General features: G+C 54.7%; 22 protein-coding genes. 9 read left to right on the top strand and 13 right to left on the bottom strand.

Annotation, left to right across the window (positions count from 1 at the left end; translation table 11 throughout):
- Positions 1–18: 18 nt before the first annotated feature.
- Both IP581_RS10195 and sodC read left to right on the top strand, forming a co-directional pair.
- Positions 19–915 carry an aldo/keto reductase gene (locus IP581_RS10195; protein WP_193822457.1) on the top strand — a complete coding sequence of 299 codons (897 nt, stop codon included), beginning with the start codon at positions 19–21 and terminating at the stop codon, positions 913–915.
- Between the two features lie 78 nt (positions 916–993).
- Positions 994–1,515: a superoxide dismutase [Cu-Zn] SodC gene (sodC, locus tag IP581_RS10200; protein ID WP_193822458.1), complete on the top strand. Its 522-nt coding sequence runs from the start codon at positions 994–996 to the stop codon at positions 1,513–1,515.
- On the opposite strand, the gene IP581_RS10205 is transcribed toward sodC, so the two are convergent.
- The 3 genes from IP581_RS10205 to IP581_RS10215 are packed head-to-tail and all read right to left on the bottom strand — an operon-like array spanning position 1,508 to position 4,619.
- Entirely contained in the window at positions 1,508–3,520 is a 2,013-nt protein-coding gene (locus IP581_RS10205; RefSeq protein ID WP_193822459.1) for an FUSC family protein, read from the bottom strand. The two genes, sodC and IP581_RS10205, sit on opposite strands and share 8 nt — an antisense overlap.
- Positions 3,520–4,380, bottom strand: a complete 861-nt coding sequence (locus tag IP581_RS10210; protein ID WP_193822460.1) for an efflux RND transporter periplasmic adaptor subunit — start codon at positions 4,378–4,380, stop codon at positions 3,520–3,522. The genes IP581_RS10205 and IP581_RS10210 overlap by 1 nt, the downstream gene beginning before the upstream one ends.
- Before the next feature lie 2 nt (positions 4,381–4,382).
- Positions 4,383–4,619, bottom strand: a complete 237-nt coding sequence (locus IP581_RS10215; protein WP_086869374.1) for a DUF1656 domain-containing protein — start codon at positions 4,617–4,619, stop codon at positions 4,383–4,385.
- Between the two features lie 199 nt (positions 4,620–4,818).
- Here IP581_RS10215 and slyA point away from each other — a divergent pair, with 199 nt between their 5' ends.
- Positions 4,819–5,259 (top strand): transcriptional regulator SlyA, encoded by a 441-nt coding sequence (gene slyA, locus IP581_RS10220; RefSeq protein ID WP_017456607.1) that lies wholly within the window; start codon positions 4,819–4,821, stop codon positions 5,257–5,259.
- 95 nt (positions 5,260–5,354) lie between these two features.
- Here slyA and slyB read toward each other — a convergent pair whose 3' ends face one another.
- A complete protein-coding gene (slyB, locus tag IP581_RS10225; protein ID WP_086869372.1) occupies positions 5,355–5,822 on the bottom strand; it encodes an outer membrane lipoprotein SlyB in 468 nt (155 codons plus the stop codon).
- 283 nt (positions 5,823–6,105) lie between these two features.
- On the opposite strand from slyB, the gene anmK reads away from it, so the two are divergent.
- The 5 genes from anmK (at position 6,106) to pdxY (ending at position 10,707) form a co-directional block, all read left to right on the top strand.
- Positions 6,106–7,230: an anhydro-N-acetylmuramic acid kinase gene (gene anmK, locus IP581_RS10230; protein WP_193822461.1), complete on the top strand. Its 1,125-nt coding sequence runs from the start codon at positions 6,106–6,108 to the stop codon at positions 7,228–7,230.
- A gap of 92 nt (positions 7,231–7,322) precedes the next feature.
- Positions 7,323–7,643 carry a C-type lysozyme inhibitor gene (gene mliC, locus IP581_RS10235; protein ID WP_086869369.1) on the top strand — a complete coding sequence of 107 codons (321 nt, stop codon included), beginning with the start codon at positions 7,323–7,325 and terminating at the stop codon, positions 7,641–7,643.
- A 56-nt stretch (positions 7,644–7,699) separates the two neighbouring features.
- Positions 7,700–8,356, top strand: coding sequence for a pyridoxamine 5'-phosphate oxidase (pdxH, locus tag IP581_RS10240; RefSeq protein WP_086869942.1), 657 nt, complete (start codon positions 7,700–7,702; stop codon positions 8,354–8,356).
- Positions 8,357–8,498: 142 nt separating this feature from the next.
- Entirely contained in the window at positions 8,499–9,773 is a 1,275-nt protein-coding gene (gene tyrS, locus IP581_RS10245) for a tyrosine--tRNA ligase (RefSeq protein ID WP_017456611.1), read from the top strand.
- A gap of 73 nt (positions 9,774–9,846) precedes the next feature.
- Positions 9,847–10,707 (top strand): pyridoxal kinase PdxY, encoded by an 861-nt coding sequence (pdxY, locus tag IP581_RS10250; protein WP_193822462.1) that lies wholly within the window; start codon positions 9,847–9,849, stop codon positions 10,705–10,707.
- Between the two features lie 64 nt (positions 10,708–10,771).
- On the opposite strand, the gene gstA is transcribed toward pdxY, so the two are convergent.
- The 3 genes from gstA to IP581_RS10265 form a co-directional block, all read right to left on the bottom strand.
- A complete protein-coding gene (gstA, locus tag IP581_RS10255) occupies positions 10,772–11,377 on the bottom strand; it encodes a glutathione transferase GstA (RefSeq protein WP_097402092.1) in 606 nt (201 codons plus the stop codon).
- Positions 11,378–11,484: 107 nt separating this feature from the next.
- On the bottom strand, positions 11,485–12,987 hold the full coding sequence (gene dtpA / locus IP581_RS10260) for a dipeptide/tripeptide permease DtpA (protein ID WP_193822463.1): 1,503 nt from the start codon (positions 12,985–12,987) through the stop codon (positions 11,485–11,487).
- Positions 12,988–13,763: 776 nt separating this feature from the next.
- On the bottom strand, positions 13,764–16,586 hold the full coding sequence (locus IP581_RS10265; RefSeq protein ID WP_193822464.1) for an RHS repeat protein: 2,823 nt from the start codon (positions 16,584–16,586) through the stop codon (positions 13,764–13,766).
- Between the two features lie 275 nt (positions 16,587–16,861).
- Here IP581_RS10265 and IP581_RS10270 point away from each other — a divergent pair, with 275 nt between their 5' ends.
- Positions 16,862–17,287, top strand: a complete 426-nt coding sequence (locus IP581_RS10270) for a CopD family protein (RefSeq protein ID WP_193822465.1) — start codon at positions 16,862–16,864, stop codon at positions 17,285–17,287.
- A 6-nt stretch (positions 17,288–17,293) separates the two neighbouring features.
- Here the strand turns inward: IP581_RS10270 and nth are convergent, their stop codons facing one another.
- Genes nth through rsxB form a run of 6 tightly spaced genes read right to left on the bottom strand, consistent with a single transcriptional unit; the run spans position 17,294 to position 23,374 of the window.
- The gene (gene nth, locus IP581_RS10275) at positions 17,294–17,929 is read right to left on the bottom strand and encodes an endonuclease III (protein ID WP_097402087.1); all 636 of its coding nucleotides are present in this window, start codon (positions 17,927–17,929) and stop codon (positions 17,294–17,296) included.
- The gene (locus IP581_RS10280) at positions 17,929–18,627 is read right to left on the bottom strand and encodes an electron transport complex subunit E (RefSeq protein WP_097402086.1); all 699 of its coding nucleotides are present in this window, start codon (positions 18,625–18,627) and stop codon (positions 17,929–17,931) included. Before IP581_RS10280 ends, nth begins: the two co-directional genes overlap by 1 nt.
- Positions 18,628–18,630: 3 nt before the next feature.
- Positions 18,631–19,251, bottom strand: coding sequence for an electron transport complex subunit RsxG (rsxG, locus tag IP581_RS10285; protein WP_097402085.1), 621 nt, complete (start codon positions 19,249–19,251; stop codon positions 18,631–18,633).
- 9 nt (positions 19,252–19,260) lie between these two features.
- Positions 19,261–20,313: an electron transport complex subunit RsxD gene (rsxD, locus tag IP581_RS10290; RefSeq protein ID WP_193822466.1), complete on the bottom strand. Its 1,053-nt coding sequence runs from the start codon at positions 20,311–20,313 to the stop codon at positions 19,261–19,263.
- Positions 20,314–22,803 carry an electron transport complex subunit RsxC gene (gene rsxC, locus IP581_RS10295; protein WP_193822467.1) on the bottom strand — a complete coding sequence of 830 codons (2,490 nt, stop codon included), beginning with the start codon at positions 22,801–22,803 and terminating at the stop codon, positions 20,314–20,316.
- Entirely contained in the window at positions 22,796–23,374 is a 579-nt protein-coding gene (gene rsxB, locus IP581_RS10300) for an electron transport complex subunit RsxB (RefSeq protein ID WP_016496267.1), read from the bottom strand. The genes rsxC and rsxB overlap by 8 nt, the downstream gene beginning before the upstream one ends.

Raw genomic sequence — 23,374 nt, forward strand, 5'->3', positions numbered from 1 at the left:
ACCTTCGAGGAAATCATTATGGTTCAACGTATTGCCCTCGCGCCGCAGGGCCCTGAGTTCTCCCGTTTTGTGATGGGCTACTGGCGTTTAATGGACTGGAACATGTCCCCGCAGCAGCTGGTTAGCTTTATTGAGTCTCATCTTGATCTCGGTGTTACTACCGTTGATCACGCCGATATCTACGGCGGTTATCTGTGTGAAGCCGCGTTTGGCGAGGCGCTCAAGCTCGCTCCGCATCTGCGCGCCCGCATGGAGATTGTCAGCAAATGTGGGATCGCCACCACCGCGAAACCGGAACATGCGCTGGGTCATTACATTACTGAACGCGACCACATTATTCGCAGTGCCGAACAGTCGCTGGTGAATCTTGCCACCGATCACCTTGATTTGTTACTGATCCACCGTCCCGATCCGTTGATGGACGCCGATGAGGTAGCGGAAGCTTTTCTGCATTTACATCAGAGCGGAAAAGTACGCCACTTTGGCGTTTCTAACTTCACCCCGGCTCAGTTCTCACTGTTGCAGTCACGCCTGCCGTTTACGCTGGCGACCAATCAGGTCGAGATCTCGCCCGTACACCAGCCGCTACTGCTGGATGGCACGCTGGATCAACTGCAACAGCTGCGTATTCGCCCGATGGCATGGTCATGTCTCGGCGGCGGGCGTCTGTTTAATGACGCTGCGTTCCAGCCGTTGCGGGATGAACTGGCGCGCATTGCTCAGGAGCTGAATGCCGAAACCATCGAACAGGTGGTCTATGCCTGGGTGATGCGTCTGCCGTCTGCGCCGCTGCCCATTATTGGCTCGGGTAAAATTGAACGTGTGCGTTCGGCGCTGGGGGCACTGAATCTCCAGATGACGCGCCAGCAGTGGTTCCGCATTCGCAAAGCGGTGCTCGGTTACGACGTGCCATAACGCGGGAAAATGACCTCCCGGTGAAATCTGTCACCCTGGTTTAAACTTACAGGGTAAAAACAGACCGAGGGAGGTCATATGAAGCGTTTTAGTCTGGCTTTGCTGGCGCTCGTTGTTTGCGCCGGGGCGCAAGCCGCCAGTGAAGAAGTGGAGATGAACCTGGTCACCGCGCAAGGCGTGGGGCAGTCTATTGGTAGTGTAAAAATCAGTGAAACCGACAAGGGGCTGGAGTTTGCGCCAGACCTGAAAGCTCTGCCACCCGGTGAGCATGGTTTTCACGTCCATGCTAAAGGCAGTTGCCAGCCTGCTATTAAAGAGGGGAAAGCCTCTGCGGCGGAAGCGGCAGGAGGCCACCTCGATCCGCAACATACCGGCAAGCATGAAGGGCCAGAAGGTGCCGGGCATTTAGGCGATCTGCCCGTGCTGGTAGTCAACAACGACGGTAAAGCGACCGATCCGGTAGTGGCGCCGCGTCTGAAAAAACTTTCGGATGTGAAAGACAAAGCGCTAATGATTCATGTCGGCGGCGATAATATGTCCGATCAACCGAAACCGCTCGGCGGTGGCGGCGCACGCTATGCCTGTGGCGTAATCAAGTAAGCGTCCCGGCTGCCGGGGCTTGCTCCAGCTGCGAAAGCGCGCAATATAAGCGCCAGATAACCGAGGCCAGTTCCCGCGCGGCAGGCTGGTGATGTTTACCCAGCACCGCGCTAATCCGCTGTAACTCGGCCAGCGTGGCAGAAAGCGTTCGTTGCTGGACGCCACGCTCACTCATCACATCGCGCAATAGCACAATGCACAATTCGCGGACTTTGCTGAGCGGATCCGAGCGGATTTCCCAACCGCGTAGCTGCCAGACCACATGCGAGCAATTCAACAATACAACGCCCCAGCGCAGCAGCCAGCGCCGGGCTTGCGCATCCTGGCTATGACTTAACTGGCTAATGTGGTGATAAACCACCGATTCAAACTCATGCTCACTCAGTTGCGGCATACGGCTAAGTTGATCGACAAAGCTGCGGCGCAGCGTGCGAATATGACGCCGGCTTTTGCGGGCATCTGAACCCGGACGCAACACGGCGAACGCAAGCCACGCCAGCGCGACACCTGAGATCTTCGCCAGGTTGTCATTTAAGAAGTCTGCAAAGTCATAAACGGGTGGATTGGTCACTGCGATAAACGAACCCATAAAAACAATCAACTGTCCCCACAACCCGGCCAGTTTTGGCATTTGCAGTTTCAACAATTGCAGGGTGGTTAACAGCGGGAAAAGAAACAGCAGAAACACCGCCAGCTCGCTGATTTGCACCATCAGGCCGAATTTCACCATAAAGCTGAACAGCGACAGCAAGATCAAGGTGCGCAGTAACAGCGCCAGGGAGTTAAACGGCGCGGGCGAGACGGAGTAGAGCACACAGCTGATCGCCGCCAGCGTCAGTGCCGCTGAGCCCGATTCCCACTGCGTATTGATGCTCCATGCGCCGACCAGACTCAGCGCACAAAAAGTGCGAATGCCGCTCCACAGCGCTTCGGCATTATCTGTATCACGCATCAAACCGGGGCTTCGCGGTGGTGTGTAACTGCTGACCGGCGAAGCATTCTCCACACGTGCCAGCCAGCGGCTACTGGTGAGGTATAGACGGCAAAAGTAGCGCAAGCGCTGCCAGAATGCGTGGTGCCGGTAATCGTCGCTTATCCCAGGTGCGAGTGGGGCGATAAGACGTGCGACGGTGAGGGCATCCGTGCGTGGGTGAGCAAGCTCGGCGAGCAGTTGCTCGAGAACCGGGCGCAAATTTTCCGGCGCGTCGGGCCAGTTCAGCAGCATTCTGCGCAGGCTGGAGATCACACTGGTCATGCGCAACTGTTGGTGCAGTAACCAGGTAAGCAAACTGTTTTGTCGCCGAAAGCGGTAATGGCTCCAGAACGCCTGAATCCGCAGTAAATTGGTGGTGAGGATCTGGCCGATAACGCTCTCATGGGCGGTGCGGATAGCATCGGTGGTTTCTGGCTGCCACAGCAGGCTTGCATGTTCCAGCAAACGTGCATGCATTTTTTTCAATGCTGACAGCAGGGTTGTACCGTCCGCGTTGCCGGGCAGGATCATCATCATCATGCCGCCGCACAAAATTCCCAGAATCACTTCGCACACGCGCGCCTGAGCAATGTCCCACAGCTCAGTAATATCAGTCACGTCGACCATTGCGAAAGCGATAATCGCGGCGGTATAACCCGCCAGTTGAAAGGCATAGGCGACATTATTGGTGAACTGCGCGCAAGCCCAGGTACAAAAGCCAATCCAGGCGGCCATGGCGAACAAAAATAGCCATGGGTCGTTGAGCGTCTGCCCGGCAATGATCAGCGCCGCGCTGGCTCCAAGCAGGCTGCCGGCGATACGTCCAAGGCTTTTACTGATCACGCCGCCGACGGTGGGGAAGCTGACAACGGCTGCGGATGTCATGGCCCAGTAAGGTTCATTGAGGTCGAGATAATAAGCCACCGTAAGCGCCAGACACATCGCGATGCCGTTGCGCAGCGCATAGCGCCACTGCCCGGTAGTGGCTTTCACCCAGGGCAGATTTTGCCAGAGCCAGACCGGCGATTTCATTACTGGCTACCAATCGCCACGGTGCACGTGGTGCCAGAAACCAGCGTCAGCCCGGCGGGCAGGTTATCAAACTGAATACGCACCGGCACACGCTGCGCCAGTCGTACCCACGGCACGTTCGGTTTGATATCGGCAACCAGGCCGCTGTCAGTCTCAACGCTTTGATCATAAATCGCGCGGCCAATGCTGGAAACGTGACCCTGTAACGTGATATCTCCACTATAAAGCACGATTTTCGCTGTCGCCCCTTCATGGATATGACGCAATTTGGTCTCTTCGAAGTAACCCATCACATAAAACGAATGGCTGTCTACCAGCGCGAAAACCGGTTGCCCGGCGGTGGCGTAATTCCCGATACGGGCGGAGAGATTGGTGACCCAACCGTCCACCGGCGCCTTAATCTGCGTTTGCGCCAATTGCCATTGTGCCTGCGCAAGTTGCGCCTGCGCTGCCGCAACACTTGCCTGAGCGGCTTTCACACTAATATTGGCAGTATCGAGATCTTCAGCGGAGATGTAGTTTTGTGAGAGGTGGCGACGGCGATTGGCTTCATTATTCGCTTTCGCCAGATCGGTCTGCGTGCGCGCCAACTGGGCCTCGGCGTTCAGTACGGCAATGTGGTAAGGCGTATCGTCGATACGAAATAGCAAGTCGCCTGCTTTAACCAACTGGTTATCTTTCACTTTCAGTTCGGTGATGCTGCCTGAGACCTGCGGCGTAATACTGACTTGTTCAGCGCGGATTTTTCCGTCACGCGTCCAGGGGGACTGCATATAAAAGTTCCACATCCACCAGGCCGCGACAATCGCCACGGCCAGCATCAGGAGCGTGGAGAAATATTTCAGGGATTTCAGGCGCATAATTACCACACAATTAGCAAGCCGAGGGCGAGGCTCAGCGCAATAACAAACAAAGAGAGATCCATCAGGATGGGATGCCAGATATCACCGGCATAAATCCACCCGCGTAACAGGCGGTGAGCAATAAGCCAGAACAGAAAGCCCAGCATGACCACTTTAAATACGGGAGGGAAATAGACCGATGCGCCAAAAATCAGGTCTTGCAGAGGTAAGTTCGGGAAACTTGAGTTCAACTTCACATTTTGCGTCCTGTACAACCTAACGGATCGCCAGATTGGTGCTTATCATTAGATAAGTACCAACCACTGCGTGTTGCTAAGGCAGGTGGAATCTCAGCGTAAGCCCCGGCGAGAACCGCAATACATTTGTTTTACCAATATAAATACTGCAAACTATTCTAAAATGAGTATAATAACTTAGCAAGCTAATTATAAGGAGATGAAATTGGAATCGCCATTAGGTTCTGATCTGGCACGCTTAGTGCGCGTCTGGCGCGCTTTGATTGACCATCGCCTGAAACCTCTGGAATTAACGCAGACTCACTGGGTAACGCTGCATAATATTCATCAGCTGCCGCCCGATCAGTCGCAAATTCAACTGGCAAAAGCGATTGGCATTGAGCAGCCTTCGCTGGTGCGTACGCTGGATCAACTGGAAGAGAAAGGCCTTATTTCTCGCCAGACCTGCGCCAACGATCGCCGGGCAAAGCGGATCAAATTGACAGAAAAAGCGGACCCAATCATTGAAGAGATGGAGACGGTTATTCGTAAAACCCGGGGGGAAATACTTTCCGGGATCTCTGCGGAAGAACTCGATCTGTTAATTAAAATGATTGCCCGGCTGGAACAAAACATCAGTGAGCTTCAGTCGCGAGACTGACCAGCAAAGCCTTGCATCCGCAAGGCTTTTTTACGTCAACTTCTGTATCGGCAATATGAAAGGGCGGCCACTGGCGTGACCACCTGAGACGGGAATTAACGCGGGGAAACGGTAATCTGACGACCGTTGCTTGCCATCACGACGCGCTGGCCAGCGGAGAAACGGGTGCTGCCCTGTTTCTGTACGACCATAATGGTGTTGCCATCATCTTTACGAATTTCCAGCTCAACACCCTGCGTTTTATTCAGTGAACCCTGGACGGATTGTCCTGCGACGCCGCCGGCTACCGCGCCTGCTGCTGTGGCCAGAGAACGTCCTGTGCCGCCACCAACAGTATTGCCAAGGAAACCACCCAGCACTGCACCGCCAAGCGCGCCGATGACATTGTTATCATCACCGCCCTGAATCTGTACCGGACGGACGTTAACAATGGTGCCGTAAGTGACATTCTGCACCTGTTTAGCTTCGGATGCAGAGTAGACATCACCGGAAAGCGTGTCGTTATTCACGCAGCCAGCCAAAGTAAAACCAATCAGCGAAACTGCCAGTGCACGTAACATCATTTATGAATCTCCTGTTCACCATGAAACGCCCTTGCGGGCATCCGACATGGTTAAATTATATGGCATTTTAGCAATACCAGGTCATATCTTCTGCCAAATCCCGGCGAAAATAATAATCAACGCGAGCTTAACCAGATTTAAACGAAGCGATTATAAGCGCAGCCCGGCGCAATTTCACTTAACGAAAATCCAGCCGATTGTTAAAAAGTGTTTGCAGCCGATGGCGTTAACCCCTGCTTTATGGTGGAGTGGTGGCCTTCGGTCATGCATTAAAGGAAGGCGTATGAAATCGGGTCGCTACATTGGGGTGATGTCTGGAACAAGTCTGGATGGGGTTGATGTGGTGCTGGCGGCAATCGATGAAACCATGGTCGCGCAGCAAGCGAGCCTGACGTTTCCTATTCCGCTGCCGTTAAAAGAGGCGATTCTTGGCATTTGTCAGGGGCAGCAACTCACCCTCTCACAACTGGGGCGGCTGGATACTCAACTGGGCAAGTTGTTCGCCGACGCGGTACTGGCGTTGATGGACCGGGAGCAACTCCACCCGGAGGATATCGTTGCGATTGGTTGTCACGGGCAAACCGTCTGGCATGAGCCGACAGGCATTGCGCCGCATACGCTACAGATTGGTGATAATAACCACATCGCGGCGCGTACGGGTGTGACGGTGGTCGGTGACTTTCGCCGCCGTGATATCGCGCTTGGCGGGCAGGGCGCGCCGCTGGTACCGGCCTTTCACCATGCACTGCTGGCGCATCCGGTAGAACGGCGCATGGTGCTTAACATTGGTGGCATCGCCAATTTATCACTTCTCATCCCCGGCCAGCCGGTCAGAGGTTATGACACCGGGCCGGGCAATATGCTTATGGACGCGTGGATTTGGCGGCAAAAAGGCAAACCTTACGATAAAGATGCGCAATGGGCGAGCGAAGGCAAAGTGGTGCTGCCGCTACTGCAAAACATGCTAAGCGATGGCTACTTTGCCACGCCTGCGCCGAAAAGTACCGGTCGAGAATACTTTAATTACAGCTGGCTGGAACGCCACCTCGCGCACTTCCCGGGCTTAAGCGCCTGCGATGTGCAGGCGACGCTGGCTGAATTGACGGCGGTGACAATATCCGAGCAGGTGCTGCTCAGTGGCGGTTGCGAACGCCTGCTAGTCTGCGGCGGTGGGTGTCGCAATCCGTTGGTCATGGCTCGTCTTGCAGGGCTTCTGCCAGGTACAGAAGTCGCCACCACGGATGAAGCCGGTATCAGCGGCGACGATATGGAAGCGCTGGCGTTTGCCTGGCTGGCATGGCGTACCCTGGCCGGATTGCCTGGAAATCTGCCATCCGTTACTGGTGCGTCCGCGGCCTCGGTGCTCGGCGCGATTTACCCTGCTAATCCGCGGCAGAATCAGAGTTAACCGCATTTCACTTTAGTTGCACCGGGCTAGACTGACCGGGCTTAGGGAGGGCGTTTCGCCCTCCGTGACCAGGACTGTCCCGGGACTACTTTATGAAAAAAATACTCATTGCCTGTCTGCCCGCACTGCTTGCCGGATGCAGCTATTACAATCAGTTTGTAGAACGCATGCATACCGATACGCTGGTTTACCAGTGCGACGAAAAACCGCTCACCGTGAAAATAAACAACACCCGTCAGCAGGCGAGTTTTGTCTGGGATGATAAATTGCTGACCTTACAGCAAGGGCTTTCAGCCTCTGGCGCACGCTACACGGACGGTGTCTATGTTTTCTGGTCGAAGGGTGAGAGCGCGACCGTCTACAAGCGCGATCGCATCGTACTGAATAATTGCCAGCTTATTCCGCGGCGTTGAGATTTTTACAGGGGGGCGCATAATAGCCCCACCTGATGATTACTTTCGCTAACGCCATGTCTGATAACGATCAATTGCAGCAAATCGCGCATCTGCGCCGTGAATACACCAAAGGTGGTCTGCGTCGCGGCGACCTTCCCGCCGAGCCGTTGGCATTATTTGAACGCTGGCTGGGGCAGGCCTGTGAAGCCCAACTCGTTGACCCGACTGCAATGGTCGTGGCGACGGTCGATGAGAATGGTCAGCCCTATCAGCGCATCGTGTTGCTTAAACATTACGATGAAAAAGGGCTGGTTTTTTATACCAACCTTGGCAGCCGTAAGGCGCATCACATTGAAAACAACCCTGCTGTCAGCCTGCTGTTCCCATGGCATATGCTGGAACGGCAAGTGATGGTCACTGGTAAAGCTGAACGGCTTTCAACGCTGGAAGTGGTGAAGTATTTCCACAGCCGCCCGCGAGACAGCCAAATCGGCGCCTGGGTGTCAAAACAATCGAGCCGCATCTCCGCGCGCGGTGTTCTGGAAAGCAAGTTCCTTGAACTGAAGCAAAAATTCCAGCAGGGCGAAATCCCCTTACCCAGCTTCTGGGGCGGTTTTCGTGTCAGTATCGAACAAATGGAGTTCTGGCAAGGCGGTGCCAATCGCCTGCATGACCGTTTTTTATACCAGCGCGAGAACGCTGCGTGGAAAATTGATCGCCTCGCGCCATAATCCCTGAAAAATGTTGCTATAAGCGCTGGCACTCCGTGTTCCGGCGCTTTATTCTATCTGCCCCCCATGAAGTATCCTTTCGCATCTGGCGAAAAGTCGTGTACCGGCAAAGGTGCAGTCCGTTTTATACATGGAGATTTTGATGGCAAGCAGTAACTTGATTAAACAATTGCAAGAGCGGGGCCTCGTGGCTCAGGTGACAGATGAGGAAGCGTTAGCAGAGCGACTGGCGCAGGGCCCGATCGCGCTCTATTGCGGCTTCGATCCCACCGCTGACAGCTTGCATTTGGGGCATCTGGTTCCATTGTTATGCCTGAAACGCTTCCAGCAGGCTGGCCACAAGCCAGTGGCGCTGGTGGGTGGCGCGACCGGTCTGATTGGCGATCCGAGCTTTAAAGCCACTGAGCGTAAACTGAACACCGAAGACACCGTGCAGGAGTGGGTGGATAAAATCCGTAAACAGGTCGCACCGTTCCTCGATTTCGACTGTGGCGACAACTCTGCTATCGCTGCAAATAATTACGACTGGTTTGGCAGCATGAACGTGCTGACCTTCCTGCGCGACATCGGCAAACACTTCTCTGTTAACCAGATGATTAACAAAGAAGCGGTCAAGCAGCGTCTGAACCGCGATGATGTCGGTATCTCGTTCACCGAGTTTTCCTACAACCTGCTGCAAGGTTACGACTTTGCCTGCCTGAACGAACTGCATGATGTCGTGCTGCAAATTGGTGGTTCCGACCAGTGGGGCAACATCACGTCGGGTATCGATCTGACGCGCCGTTTGCACCAGAACCAGGTCTTTGGTTTGACCGTTCCGCTGATCACCAAAGCGGATGGCACCAAATTTGGTAAAACCGAAGGTGGCGCGGTGTGGCTGGATCCGAAGAAAACCAGCCCGTATAAGTTCTATCAGTTCTGGATCAACACCGCCGATGCGGACGTTTATCGCTTCCTGAAGTTCTTCACCTTTATGGATATCGCGGAAATTAACGCGCTGGAAGAAGAAGACAAAAACAGCGGTAAAGCGCCGCGTGCGCAATATGTGCTGGCTGAGCAGGTAACACGTCTGGTACACGGTGAAGAGGGCTTAACCGCCGCGAAACGCATCACCGAAAGTCTGTTCAACGGTACGCTGAGTGACCTGAGCGAAGCCGATTTCGAACAGCTGGCGCAGGATGGTGTACCAATGGTTGAGATGGAAAAAGGCGCCGATCTGATGCAGGCGCTGGTTGATTCTGAACTGCAGCCTTCCCGCGGCCAGGCGCGTAAAACCATCGCGTCTAACGCTGTGACCATCAACGGCGAAAAACAATCCGATCCGGAGTATTTCTTCACTGACGGTGACCGCCTGTTTGGTCGCTACACGCTGTTGCGCCGCGGTAAGAAAAACTACTGCCTGATCTGCTGGAAATAAAAACAGACCTGCCGAAGGGAGTGAGAAATCACTCCCTTCTCTTTATTGCTCCATTCTTGCAAGGCTACCAACAATGAAGAATATCCTCGCCATTCAGTCGCATGTGGTCTTTGGTCATGCGGGGAACAGTGCCGCCGAGTTCCCGATGCGCCGCCTGGGGGCTAACGTCTGGCCGCTGAACACGGTGCAGTTTTCTAACCATACCCAGTACGGCAAATGGACCGGCAGTGTTATGCCGCCAGCTCATCTGACCGAAATTGTGCAGGGCATCGCGGCGATTGACCAACTGAAACGCTGTGACGCGGTGCTGAGCGGCTATCTGGGATCGGCAGAGCAGGGAGAGCATATTCTGGGTATCGTTGGTCAGGTGAAAGCGGCCAACCCGCGGGCGAAATTTTTCTGCGACCCGGTAATGGGGCATCCGGAGAAAGGCTGCATCGTTGCGCCAGGGGTTGCTGAGTTTCATGTTCGTCACGCCTTGCCTGCCAGCGATATCATTGCGCCAAATCTGATTGAGCTGGAGATCCTTTGCGGTCATGCGGTCCACACTGTGGAAGAAGCCGTGACTGCGGCGCGCGAACTGATTGCGCAGGGGCCGCAGATTGTGCTGGTGAAACACCTGGCACGCGCGGGTTTGAGCGCCGATCGCTTTGAAATGTTGCTGGTGACGACCAGTGAAGCCTGGCACATTAGCCGTCCGCTGGTGGATTTTGGCGCACGCCAGCCTGTCGGTGTGGGCGATGTAACCAGCGGGTTGTTACTGGTGAAATTGCTACAGGGTGCGAACGCGCGTGAAGCGCTGGAGCACGTCACGGCGGCGGTGTACGAAATTATGCTGGCGACTAAAAATTTGCAGGAGTATGAACTGCAGGTGGTCGCGGCACAGGACAGAATTGCGCAACCAGAGCATCTTTTTAGCGCGACATTATTGTAAAAAAGGCGGGGCTCCCCGCCTTTATTGATGCCCGCTAAACCGTGCGTTCGCGGGCAATCGCATTTTACTGAATACCTTCTGCCGCCATTGCAGCCGCGACCGCAGGACGAGCGGCAACACGCGCCATATACGCGTCAATATTCGCCAGACCTTCCATATTTAATTTCACCGCGCGTGCCCAGCGCAGAACCGTGAACAGATAACCGTCGGCAATGGTAAAGTTCGCGCCGCTGATCCACGCGTTATTGCTCAGAGATTCATTCACGTAGTGCAATTTTTTCTCAAGCAAGGCGCGTACGGTGGGTTTGTACTCTTCCGGTGTGTCCGGGCGAAACAGCGGGGTGAAGCCTTTATGCAGCTCGGTTGCGATAAAGTTCAGCCACTCCAGCGTTTTGTAACGCGGCAAGGTGCCAACAGGTGCCAGTAACTGGCTCTCAGGCGCGCTGTCAGCAACGTATTGCATAATCGCCACGCCTTCGGTAATCAGGGTATTGTCATTCAGCAGCAGCGCCGGGATTTGTCCTTTCGGGTTGATGGCGAAAAAGTCATCGCCGTTTTCCAGGCGTTTTTTCATCAAATCAACGCTGACCAGATCCACATCTTTTCCGGTCTCACGCAGAGCAATATGTGATGCGAGAGAGCAGGCGCCCGGCTTGTAAAACAATTTCATTTTCTTTTCCTTATGGCTGATTTCCGGCATAGGTTATTACGCAGCGGAATAAAAAAAAAGCCGCTAACTTACGTTAGCGGCTGAATAATTTGAGTTCCCCGCGGCGATTATGCCGTAGCGGTTTCCGACGTATCGCGAGGGTTATCTTCGCTCTGCGTCATACGGTTCAGCTTCGGTGCGGTGACGATCATCAGCAAAGCGATAACGGCAGTCGCGATACCAATTTGCAGGAACACGGTGCCGTAGATATTCAGTGACATCAGCGGATCGGTCACGTTTTCCGGGATCGCCATCTGATTTGCCACATAGCCGGCGATAATGTTCGCGCCAGCCGTGGTCAGGAACCAGCTTCCCATAATGAAGCCCATCAGACGCTGCGGCACCAGTTGCGCAACCATCGCCAGACCGAGACCGGAGATCATCAGTTCACCGATACTTTGCAGGCCATAGCTTGCGATCAGCCAGCTTACGGAAACGATACCCGCGTCAGAGGCGAATTTCGTGCCCAGCGGCAGCACCAGGAACGCGCCGGAGCACAGCACCATACCGATGGCGAATTTATGCGGCATCGGCAGCGTATCGCCCATTTTGTTATAGATAGCGGCCAGAATCGGGCTACCAATGATGATCCAGAACGGGTTCAGCGCCTGATACTGCTCAGGTTCAAAAGCGATACCGAACAGCGTGTGCTCAACGTTACGAATAGCAAAGAAGTTCAGCGATGTCGGCATCTGGCTGTAGAGCACGAAGAAAACAATCGCTTGTACCATCAGAATGAAGGCGACGATCATTTTACGACGAGCGGCACCTTTCAGCGCGAACGTCTCTTTGGCGAAGATGCAGATAATACCCAACGCCACAACACCCAGCACCATACGCGCAATGCCCTGGTTGTGCAGCAGCCAGGTGGCGACAGCGATCAGCGCCGCGATGCCGACAATGGTTGCCAGCAGATAGCTAACACGCAGCGGTTCGAAATCGGGTTTAGAACCGTGGTTTTTCACCCAACGTTTGCAGAAGGCGAAGTTAACGATGGTAATCAGCAGACCCACCACGCTCAGTCCAAACGCGGTGCTCCAGCCAAATTTCGCGGCCAGCCACGGCGTTGCCAGCATGGAGAAGAATGAACCGACGTTAACGGACATGTAGTACATGGTAAATGCACCATCCAGACGCGGATCGTCTTTCGCATAGCAGGTGGAGAGCAGGGAGGACGGATTGGCTTTAAACAGACCATTACCCACGGCGATGGCCGCCATGCCCATATATACAATGCTCGCATCATGACCGGACCACGCCACCAGCGCATAACCGACGGCCAGCACGATCGCGCCCAGCATAATTACGCGTTTGGTACCCAGCACTTTGTCACCCAGCCAGCCACCGATGGCAACCAGACCATAAACCAGTGCACTAAAGGAGGAGAACAGCGTAATAGAATCCGCTTCTGACATACCCAGTTGTTTCACCAGGTAAACAGCCATAATCCCTTGCAGGCCGTAGTAACCAAAACGTTCCCATAACTCGATTGAGAAGATCAGATAAAACGCTTTCGGTTGTTTAAAAGCGTTCAGGCTGACGCTTTCCGTTGGTTTGTTTGCAGTTGACACATATACCTCTTTTTTTACATCCCATATTAACGGGGGTGTTCAGCGCGTAATGACCAGAGTTCATCACGCTTATAGTTATATTGGGAGGGGAAAACGGCGGTTAATGTTCACTATCCAGCGCGTTCAGGCAAGTCTTTTGACATATTCTGTTACATAGATCCATGGCATTACAATGCTCGGTGTTTTTATTTGTTATTCAGAGTTAAATTTCATCATTGAAATAAAAGTGGATTTTTCTACTACAGTCTGCGGGTCTGATTGCGCATTAAGGCATATGTTCTGCTATTTTGGCGAAATGGTAGTGTATTGGGCTGGTTTGCGCGATCAATCCGGTCATATCTCTTGTTAAACGTGATTAAAGTTTGCACTGCAACCATTTACTGTACATTGCTAATCTCTTTTTTAACATTGTGTTAGCAATACTCATCGAAATTACCGCTAGTTGGATTTTTTTCTTCTAAAAAAAGGAATAACCTTATTAAATACGCATAAGTGGACGATTATTTGCTCAATGTCACGATTTGTGCGCAATCATTCGACGTTTCAAGTAATTTACAGAGACGTGAGCGTTATCACATAAAGTTATGACATAAAATCAGCGAGTTCTTGCAAGGTATGCCGTGTTGATACTCTCAAAAGTGATAACTAAAGCGGGGGTTGAAAATACGTTAAAAGGGCCGATGCTCAGGTTGAGAGGGCATCGACCCGTTGCGCTGGTTTACTCAGGCCTGGCTAAGGACGTTATCTATACCTGATTGGCCCGTTTTTTTCGCACCTTATAGGCTTATTGTCTTCTCAGCCGTTGTTTTACGCAAAAATCGCGGTAGCAAGCGCGTAATCCCTTTTTTGCGAACCACCTCAGCCTGATGAACTACACTGGCCTGCTGCTGCACGTGAGCATTATGGACGACATTAATAATAAATGAGGGGCCTTCATCATCATCTTGCGGATCTTCACGACTCACTCCGGTTGCTATGAGGTTGAATGCCTCCAGTATGCGGGCGGTGGATTTGCCATTTGGCGTTCGCTGAAAAAAAGCCTCAAAGAGCGCTTCTCCTGCTAATCCTTTTGTTACGTTTAGTGTTTGCTCATTTATCACGCTCTTTCTAATGATTTTCTTTGGCATCTCCCCTAAAAAACCACTGTTCTCAGCCGCAACTTTGTATTGGTACTGCGCAATATGTGTCGCGAAATAGGGTTCCGGCTCCACTCTAAAGTTGTGCGCGAATACCCACGTGTCTTTTAGAAACTTATTCGTGAAAATATTCTCTGTTTTTAAACTTTTCGATTCAATGCTGAAGCCTTCGTCACCACTATATTCGACAAACAGATGAGAGAAATTTTCCCGGTTTGCAATGTAGTCCAGCGCCTCTTGATCTTTAGGCGATAAGTCGGGATAACTGAAGGTCTTTGTAGACGCGGGAGCGCCAGTATATTGTCGCGAATGTTTGAAGTGGGTATAGATGCGTTCCTCATCATAAATTTTGAGTCGCATAAATTTGAGATGAGCGAGAACTTCTTCCAGCGTACCAAATTGTTTTCCGGCAATATAATCAACGGTTTCCATCAATCTTTTGCCCTTCAAAAAGCCGACCTGAGGAGCGAGCCCGTCGGGATCATGCAATGTCACAGCATTATTGTGGACCATGCGAAATAGATTTAGCCCGTCAATACCACCCGCCGGGTCGGCACTCAGCCACCGTCCAGCCCATGGCTGATAATAGCGGTAGCCGTAGTAATACAGCCCGGTTGCGTCCAGTTCCTTGCCGGAATAACGAATGGCTTTGTAATCCGCCTCCAGCTGGCTGCGCACGGCAAACAGTGCCGTGCCGCCATAGGGGTAATACTCCTCCCGGCTGATTAACTCACCGCTGCTGTCCACTTCGAGGCTGCTGCTGCCGGTGAGATTGTCATAGCTGTAACGAATCGGGTCATTACTGATGCCTTCAGGCTGCCCGCTTTCCCAGTGTAAAACCCGCACCTGGGCGCGTCCGGCCTCGCCAACGGTTATCACCTGCAGGGTTTCCGCGCTGCTGCTGCGCAGCTCCAGACCCGGCAGGTAAATCACCCGTTTTGTCTGCGTGGTGTTGCCGGTCAGCTGTGAGGTGGTTTTGACGATGCGCTGGCTGGTTGCGTCGTAACGGTAACTTTCGCTGTCGTCGGGTCCGCCATTACGGGTAATCGGGGTGACCTGCTGTAATTCCTGACGCGGCGTCCATACCAGCGACTGACCGGGCAGCAACTGTTTCTGCTGACCGCCGGCGGTAAACAGCGCGTCGACATCGGCCGGGTTTTCCGTAAACGTGCTGAGCACCGCGCGGTTGCTGCGGTCGCTGACTGTCATTGATGTCGTGTAGTTATTGCCGGATGCGGGCGCGCTGTGCTGAATTTTCGTCAGATTACCGGCGTTATCGTAGGTGTAGATGCGGGAATAGTTCGTGTAAGTGGCGTTATCGAAGGAGATGTAATCAGGTAGGTTACTGCCCTGCTGTACCGCGTTCGCCATTTCGCGCCCGGTCGCGCTGATAAGCTGGTACAGGCTGTCGTAGGTGTAGCGGTTTTCGGGAACGACTTCCTGATTGCGCCAGAAGCGCGTCTCCTCGGCATCGTTGGTTATCACCAGCACATTGCCCACCGGGTCGTACCCGTAGCGCAAATCCTGCAGCACTTTCGCGGCTGTCGTGCGTTCCGTTTTAATGCCCACCAGACGCTGGGTTTCGGCTTCATAGGAATACGTGGTCACCACGCCGTTGCCGTGCTCCTCGCGCAGCTTCTGCCCGGCGGCAGAGTAAGTCAGGGATTTCACGATGACCTGCTCTGCCCCCCCGCTGACCGTCAGCCAGCTTCCCTTCAGCAGCCCCGCCACATCAAACGCCACGCGCTGCTGGTTGCCTTTCGCATCAAGAGTGGTCAGCACCGTGCCGGTGGCATCCACCGTACTTTGCGTGGTGTACGACTCACCCGAAAGCAAATCATTCCATGCAGACGCATCCGCGCCCTGCCAGTCAGCTTCTGCATCATCCGGCAGCAACTGGCGGGTGACAGAAAGCGGCACGCCGCTCAGGGAAATGCTGCTGGTCGACAGCAGGCCTGCCGGGTCATAGTGGCTGACCAGTTGACCGGCGAGGTTGTGGCTCTGTTCATCAGCCGAATTACCGGCCCAGACAAAGCGCTCGCTGATTTTTCCCAGCTCGGTCACGCTCAGCGGGCGTCCCGGCAGACCAGCATCTTCATACTGAAAGGTGCGGGTGACGGCCGCGCTGCGGTCATTACCCGCGCCAATATTGCTGACCTGCAAAAAAATCCGCCCGGCGGCGTCGTTCAGCACCACGGTCGTTCCGGCATCGGCACTTTGCGTGCGCAGCGGCGTACCACCGAGGTCACTGATAAAGCCAAAATTCACCAGCCCGGCCGCCGCAAGACGCGGGTCGGCACTCTGCGCGGGAAAACCGCGCGCATTGAACTGATGGCGGATAATGCGTTCATCGGTGATATCGGGGGAGTCGGGATGGCGGTGATATGCCAGCTCACGGACCGCCAGACTACGGTTATCGATTACCGTGATGGTCGGAGTTTTTGTAAACAAAATTGTTTCCACAAGCGCCTCCTGTGGCCACTCAACCAGCGCTTAAGCCTGGTTGCGGCAGATGGAATATCAGGGTTGAAAAAACATGCTGGTTGGCTTGATACGATGAATAACTCATCTAACCATCGCATCTGGTACGAACCGGGGTAGAGAACCATACCTGGTACTGTAAGTATAACTAGCCACGGGGAAGGGAGATCACCTGAGGTCTTAATGGTTTTAACTCATGACAGCCGTCAATGAGTCTGTCAGACTTGCCGCAGTCTTTATTACACTGGAGTCGAATTATGAACTTTCATCCATGGCTCAATGCGTTACATATCGCGGCGGCCATCGTCTGGATAGGCGGAATGCTGGTTATGGCTGTCGTTGCCGGCTGGTGCGCCACACAAGCGGATAACACCGCGCGTGTCGCGTTGGCGGGCGATGTACGACGCTGGAGCCGTAAAATCACCACGCCTGCAATGTTACTGCTGTGGATCGCGGGTGCGGTAATGGTGATTGCGCACGGTCAAATGCCGCATCTGTGGTTGATAGTAAAAGTGTGCGTGGTGTTGCTGCTTTCCGGCCTGCATGGTTTTCTCTCTGCCACGCTGCGCCGCATAGCAACAGGTGAAGCGGTAAAAGGCATGGGCGCAATTCGCAACGCCACCGCCATCACCATTATTGCCGTTGCGGTGATTATTCTGCTGGCCGTTTTCCGCCCGTTTTAACGGGCGTTAAATATCGACCTTACTGTCGTACTCGCACAGATCTTCAATAATACAGGAGCCGCAGCGCGGCTTACGGGCGATGCAGGTGTATCGCCCGTGCAGGATCAACCAGTGGTGGCAATCGACTTTAAATTCCGCGGGCACCACTTTCAGCAACTTCTCTTCAACTTCCTCGACGTTTTTACCCGGCGCGAACCGCGTGCGGTTAGAAACGCGAAAAATATGCGTGTCCACAGCGATGGTCGGCCAGCCAAACGCGGTGTTGAGCACCACATTGGCGGTTTTACGCCCGACGCCCGGCAGCGCTTCCAGCGCGGCTCTGTCTTCCGGCACTTCGCCATTGTGCTGCTCCAGCAAAATACGGCAGGTCTTGATGACATTCTCCGCTTTGCTGTTAAACAAGCCGATGGTTTTGATGTACTGTTTCACCCCTTCAACGCCCAGTTCCAGCATCGCTTTGGGCGTGTTTGCTACCGGGTAGAGCAGGGCGGTGGCTTTGTTGACGCTGACATCAGTGGCCTGTGCAGAGAGCAGCACGGCAATCAGCAGCTCAAACGGAGAAGTGAAATTCAGCTCGGTGGTCGGGTGCGGATTGTTTTCCCGTAAGCGGGTTAAAATTTCCAGTCGTTTTGCTTTATTCATTATGCCTTCCCGGGCGCGGCCTGCGTGCTGTCGTTTGCCGCTGTCGCCGCCGCTTCACGACGTTTTTTCATCTTCTGATCGATAAGGTATTTCACCGCCAGCATCATGCCGAGGCCAATAAACGCGCCCGGCGGTAACATCGCCAGCAGAAACGGGGAATCGGTGTGGAATACTTCTATGCGCAGCGCTTTCGCCCAGCCGCCTAACAGGCTATCTGCGCCGTCAAACAGCGTACCGTTACCGAGGATCTCACGCAGGGAACCCAGCACGAACATGGCACCGGTCGCCCCCATACCGATAGAGAAGCCGTCGAGTGCAGAAAGGGCCGGGCCTTTTTTCGCCGCAAACGCTTCAGCACGACCAACCACAATACAGTTGGTGACGATCAGCGGAATAAAAATCCCCAGTGACTGGTAAAGCCCGAACGCATAGGCGTTGATCAGCATTTGTACTGCACTAACCACCGAGGCGATGATCATGACGTAAATCGGGATGCGGATCTCATCCGGCGTCCAGCGACGCAGGGTGGAAATAAACAGGTTGGTCAGGGTTAAAACCAGCGTGGTCGCCAGCCCGAGCCCCAGCGCGTTGGTGGCGGTGGATGTTACCGCCAGCAACGGACACATGCCCAGCAGCTGTACCAGCGCAGAGTTGTTTTTCCACAGCCCCTGAACAATAACCTCTTTGACTTCGCTCATCGCTTACTCTCCACAACCCGGTAAACGGGAAAGCTGTTCCGGCAGCGTCATCGCGTACAGGCCGGTGCGTTTTACCGCGTTAACGACCGCGCGCGGCGTGATGGTCGCACCGGTAAACTGATCAAAATCGCCGCCATCTTTTTTCACCGCAAAGTGGCTATCGGTCGCGCCGTCAATCCGCTTCCCGCTGAAGTGGGTGATCCAGTCGGAAATACGCAGCTCAATCTTATCGCCGAGACCCGGCGTTTCATGGTGCTCTGTCACGCGCACACCCAGAACGGTGCCGCTGAAGTCTGCGCCAACAAGTAGCTGGATTGCGCCTGAGTAGCCGTCCGGCGCGGTCGCTTCAAGGACAGCAGCCACCGGCTTGTCATCTTTTTTGGCGATCCACACATGGTGTTGCCCTTTGCCAAGCGCCGGATCGCTGACCAGAAAACAGCTCTGTTGCAGCGAGTTAGTATAACTGTCGCCTGGGATCACCTGATCAAACAGCGCTTTTTGTTGCAGCGTGGCCTGGTCGGCAATGGTTGTTTTGGTCATTTGGTCTATTGCGGCGGTCAGCCCGGTAGAACCTGCGGCGAACAGCGCCAGCGTCACGCCATGTTTACGCATTGTCTTTAGCATGGCGGCTCCTTAACGATGCCCGTACACGCGCGGGCGCGTGTAGTAATCAATCAACGGCACGGTAATATTTGCCAGTAATACAGCAAAAGCCACGCCATCCGGGTAGCCGCCAAAACTGCGGATAAGCCACACCAGCACACCCGCCAGCGCGCCAAAAATCAGACGGCCTTTGTTGGTGGTTGAGGCGGTAACCGGATCGGTCAGAATGAAAAACGCGCCCAGCATGGTTGCGCCAGAGAGCAGATGCAATTGCGGCGTAGCCAGCGATTGCGGGGCGAAAACCCAGCCGAGGGTGGCACAAATCGCCAGCGTCAGCAGGAAGCTTACCGGGATATGCCAGCGAATGGTTTTCTGCCATAGCAGGAACAGACCACCGGCCAGATAACCGAGGTTGACCCACTGCCAGCCCGCACCGGCCAGCACGCCGCTATAGATAGGGGAGCGCAGGATCTGCTCAACGCTGTGTCCGGCATGCAGTGAGGTTTTAAAGGTATCCAGCGGCGTCGCCTGGCTGACGCCATCAATACCAATGCGCAGCGTTTCCATATTTGCGCCAGCGGCAGTGTGACCAGTGAAAATAACCTGCAGTGCATCCACGAAGCCGGGCACGGTACGTGCGATTTCATACGGCGGCAGCCAGCTGGTCATCTGCACCGGGAAGGAGATAAGCAGCACCACATAGCCAATCATCGCCGGGTTAAACGGGTTGTGGCCTAACCCGCCATAAAGCTGTTTGGCGATAATCACCGCGAACACGGTGCCAAGTACTACCATCCACCACGGGGCGAAGGAGGGAATACTGATAGCCAGCAGCAGACCGGTCAGCAGGGCAGAATTATCCGCCAGGATCGCACCAACGTTCTGCTTGCGTAATTTCAGTACCAGCGCTTCGGCAGCCAGTGCGCTGATAATCGCGAGAATGATCTGTATCAGCGTCCCCCAACCGAAAAACCACAGTTGCGCAGCAATGCCCGGCACGGTCGCGAGCGTCACCAGCAGCATAATACGTGAGGTCTGGCGCTGGTTATGGGTATAAGGGGAACTTGCGATTCTGAAAACCATTTAATCCTCGTTAACGGCTTGCTGTGCGGCCTTCTTCGCCTGAACACGGGCGATGGCTGCGGCGACTGCGGCTTTGCGCGGGTCGTCATTGGCAGCCTGCGCAAAAGACGAGACATCATCAGCTTGCGCGGCGGCTTGTCGTTGTTCTAATTTGCGCGCTTTGGCGCGGGCAATTGCCGCTTCAACCGCGGCTTTGCGTGGATCGACCGGTGCAGATTCAGCCGGTGATTGTTCTGCTTCCGCATGAGGTTGCTCAACATTGGCTGCCGATTCAGCTTGTTGTTCGGCCTCAATCTGCGGTTGCTCAGCTTTGGCTGCCGATTCAGCAGACTGGCTCTGGGTGAGTTTACGCGCTTTGGCGCGGGCAATCGCTGCTTCAACGGCGGCTTTACGTGGATCGACCGGTGCTGATTCAGCCTGTTGTTCGGCCTCAATCTGCGGCTGATCAGCTTTGACTGCCGATTCAGCAGGCTGGTTCTGGGCGAGTTTGCGCGCTTTGGCGCGGGCAATTGCCGCTTCAACGGCGGCTTTACGCGGATCGACCGGTACAGATTCAGCCTGTTGTCCGGCCTCAATCTGCGGCTGATCAGCTTTGGCTGCCGATTCAGCAGACTGGCTCTGCGCGAGTTTACGCGCTTTGGCGCGGGCAATCGCCGCTTCAACCGCGGCTTTGCGTGGATCGACCGGTACAGATTCAGCCTGTTGTTCGGTCTCAATCTGCGGCTGGTCAGCTTTGACTGCCGATTCGGCAGGATGGTTCTGGGCGAGCTTGCGCGCTTTGGCGCGGGCAATCGCCGCTTCAACGGCGGCTTTGCGTGGATCGGCTGTTTCGCCGGTGGCGGCACTGTTTTCCAGCTGCTGCGCTTTTTCTGCCTGGCGAGCGCGCGCCTGCGCTTTGCGTGCTTCGCGCGCCGCAATCACGTCGCTGTTATCGGGCTGGGCACCAGCCTGAATTACAACTGGCTGCGCGGCGGTCGTCTGTTTTTCGCGTACGCGCGCCAGCGCGGCATCAATTGCCTGTTGATCTTTAGCGGCAGGTTGAACCGCAGCCTGTTTATGACGCTGCTGGCGGGCGATTTTTTCCCGCTCAAGACGTGCCTGACGCGCTTCAAAGCGTGCTTTGGCTTCGGCGTTGCGTTTTTCTTCCTGGGCGATGGCGTAAATCTCCGCCTTCTCCTGGCGGAAATATTGCACCAGCGGAATATTACTTGGGCACACCCAGGCGCAGGCACCACACTCGATGCAGTCAGAAAGGTTATGCGCCGTCGCTTTGTCGTGCTGCTGGCCTTTGCTGAACCAGTAGAGTTGCTGAGGCAGCAAATCGGCCGGGCAGGCGTCGGCGCAGGCGCTACAGCGAATACAGCCTTTCTCTTCCTGCGGCTCGCCCATTTCGCTGGCGGAAGGCGCCAACAGGCAGTTGGTGATTTTGACTACCGGCACATCCAGCCACGGCAGCGTAAAGCCCATCAGCGGACCGCCCATAATCACCAGTTGCTCGGAAGAAGGACAGAAACCGGCGAAATCCAGCAGATGGCGAACCGGTGTTCCCAGGCGCGCCCAGACATTTCCCGGCCGGGTAACCGCTTCACCGGTCACCGTCACAACGCGCTCCGTTAAAGGCTCGCCGTCGATCACCGCGCGTTTAACCGCATACGCGGTACCGACGTTTTGCATCAGAATACCGATGTCCGACGAACGCCCGCCATGCGGCACCTGCTTGCCGGTGAGGATCTGCGTAAGCTGTTTGGCACCGCCGGAGGGATATTTCGTTGGAATGACTTTCAACTGAATATCATGGCTGCCCGCCAGTACCGCACGCATCATCGAGATCGCCTGCGGTTTGTTATCCTCAATACCAATCAACACCTGACGCGGTTTAAGAATGTGCGCCAGAATGCGCACGCCTTCCATAATCTGCGCCGCGCAATCCTGCATTAAACGGTCATCGGCGGTGATATAGGGTTCGCATTCCGCCGCGTTAATAATCAGCGTGTCGATTTTATCGCCACCGCCGTGCAGTTTTGCTGCGGTAGGGAAGCCCGCACCGCCAAGCCCCGCAACGCCAAACTGATGGATACGCTCAATTAACGCGTCATAACTGTGGGAACGGTAATCCGGCCAGCCGTCACGCTCGATCCAGCGATCTTCACCATCCGCTTCAATAATGACGCTCATCTCTGGCAGCGCGGAGGGATGCGCGGTGGAGTGGGGCGCAATCGCGACCACGGTGCCGGAAGTTGGCGCGTGAACAGGCAACATACGGCCACGACCCCGCGTCAGCGGTTGCCCGCGCAATACCTTGTCACCGACGCGCACGCACAGTTCGCCTTCAGCACCAAGGTGCTGCTTGAGGGGGATCACAAAGCGGTTCGCCAGCGGCAACTGGCGCAGCGGCGTGCCGTTTGATTGGGTTTTCATTTCAGGCGGGTGAATGCCGCCGTGAAAATCCCACAGTTTCTCTTTTCGGAAAGCGGAAAATAACTTAAGCATGGTGTTCCACAGGAATATTTCGCACCGGAATGGACTGCAAATCCCATTTCCAGCTATGGGTGGTCGTTTCCACAGGACGCAGTTCAATGCACTGCGTCGGGCACGGATCCACACAAAGATTACAGCCGGTGCACAGATCGCTCATCACCGTATGCATGGCGCGCGTTGCGCCAAGAATGGCGTCTACCGGGCAGGCCTGAATGCATTTTGTGCAGCCAATGCAATTGTTCTCATCGATTACCGCCAGCATACGCACAGGCTCAAGCGCTGCTGCATCGCCATCAATTGGTTGCGGATCGACATTCAGCAGCGCGGCGATTTTCAGCATAACCGCTTCGCCACCGGGGGCGCAGCGGTTAATTTTTTCACCCTGCAAACCAACCGCCTCAGCGTAAGGACGGCAGCCAGGGTAGCCGCACTGTCCGCACTGGCTTTGCGGTAACAATTCATCAACGCGTTCAACGACCGGGTCATCCTCCACCGCAAAACGGCGGGAGGCATAACCCAGAATGACGCCAAACAGCAGCCCCAGCACGCTCAGTGCGGCAACGGCTATGGAAATCGCACTCAT

Origin of the sequence: Kosakonia pseudosacchari (genome assembly GCF_015167415.1) — a bacterium.
GTDB classification, from domain to species: Bacteria; Pseudomonadota; Gammaproteobacteria; order Enterobacterales; family Enterobacteriaceae; genus Kosakonia; species Kosakonia pseudosacchari.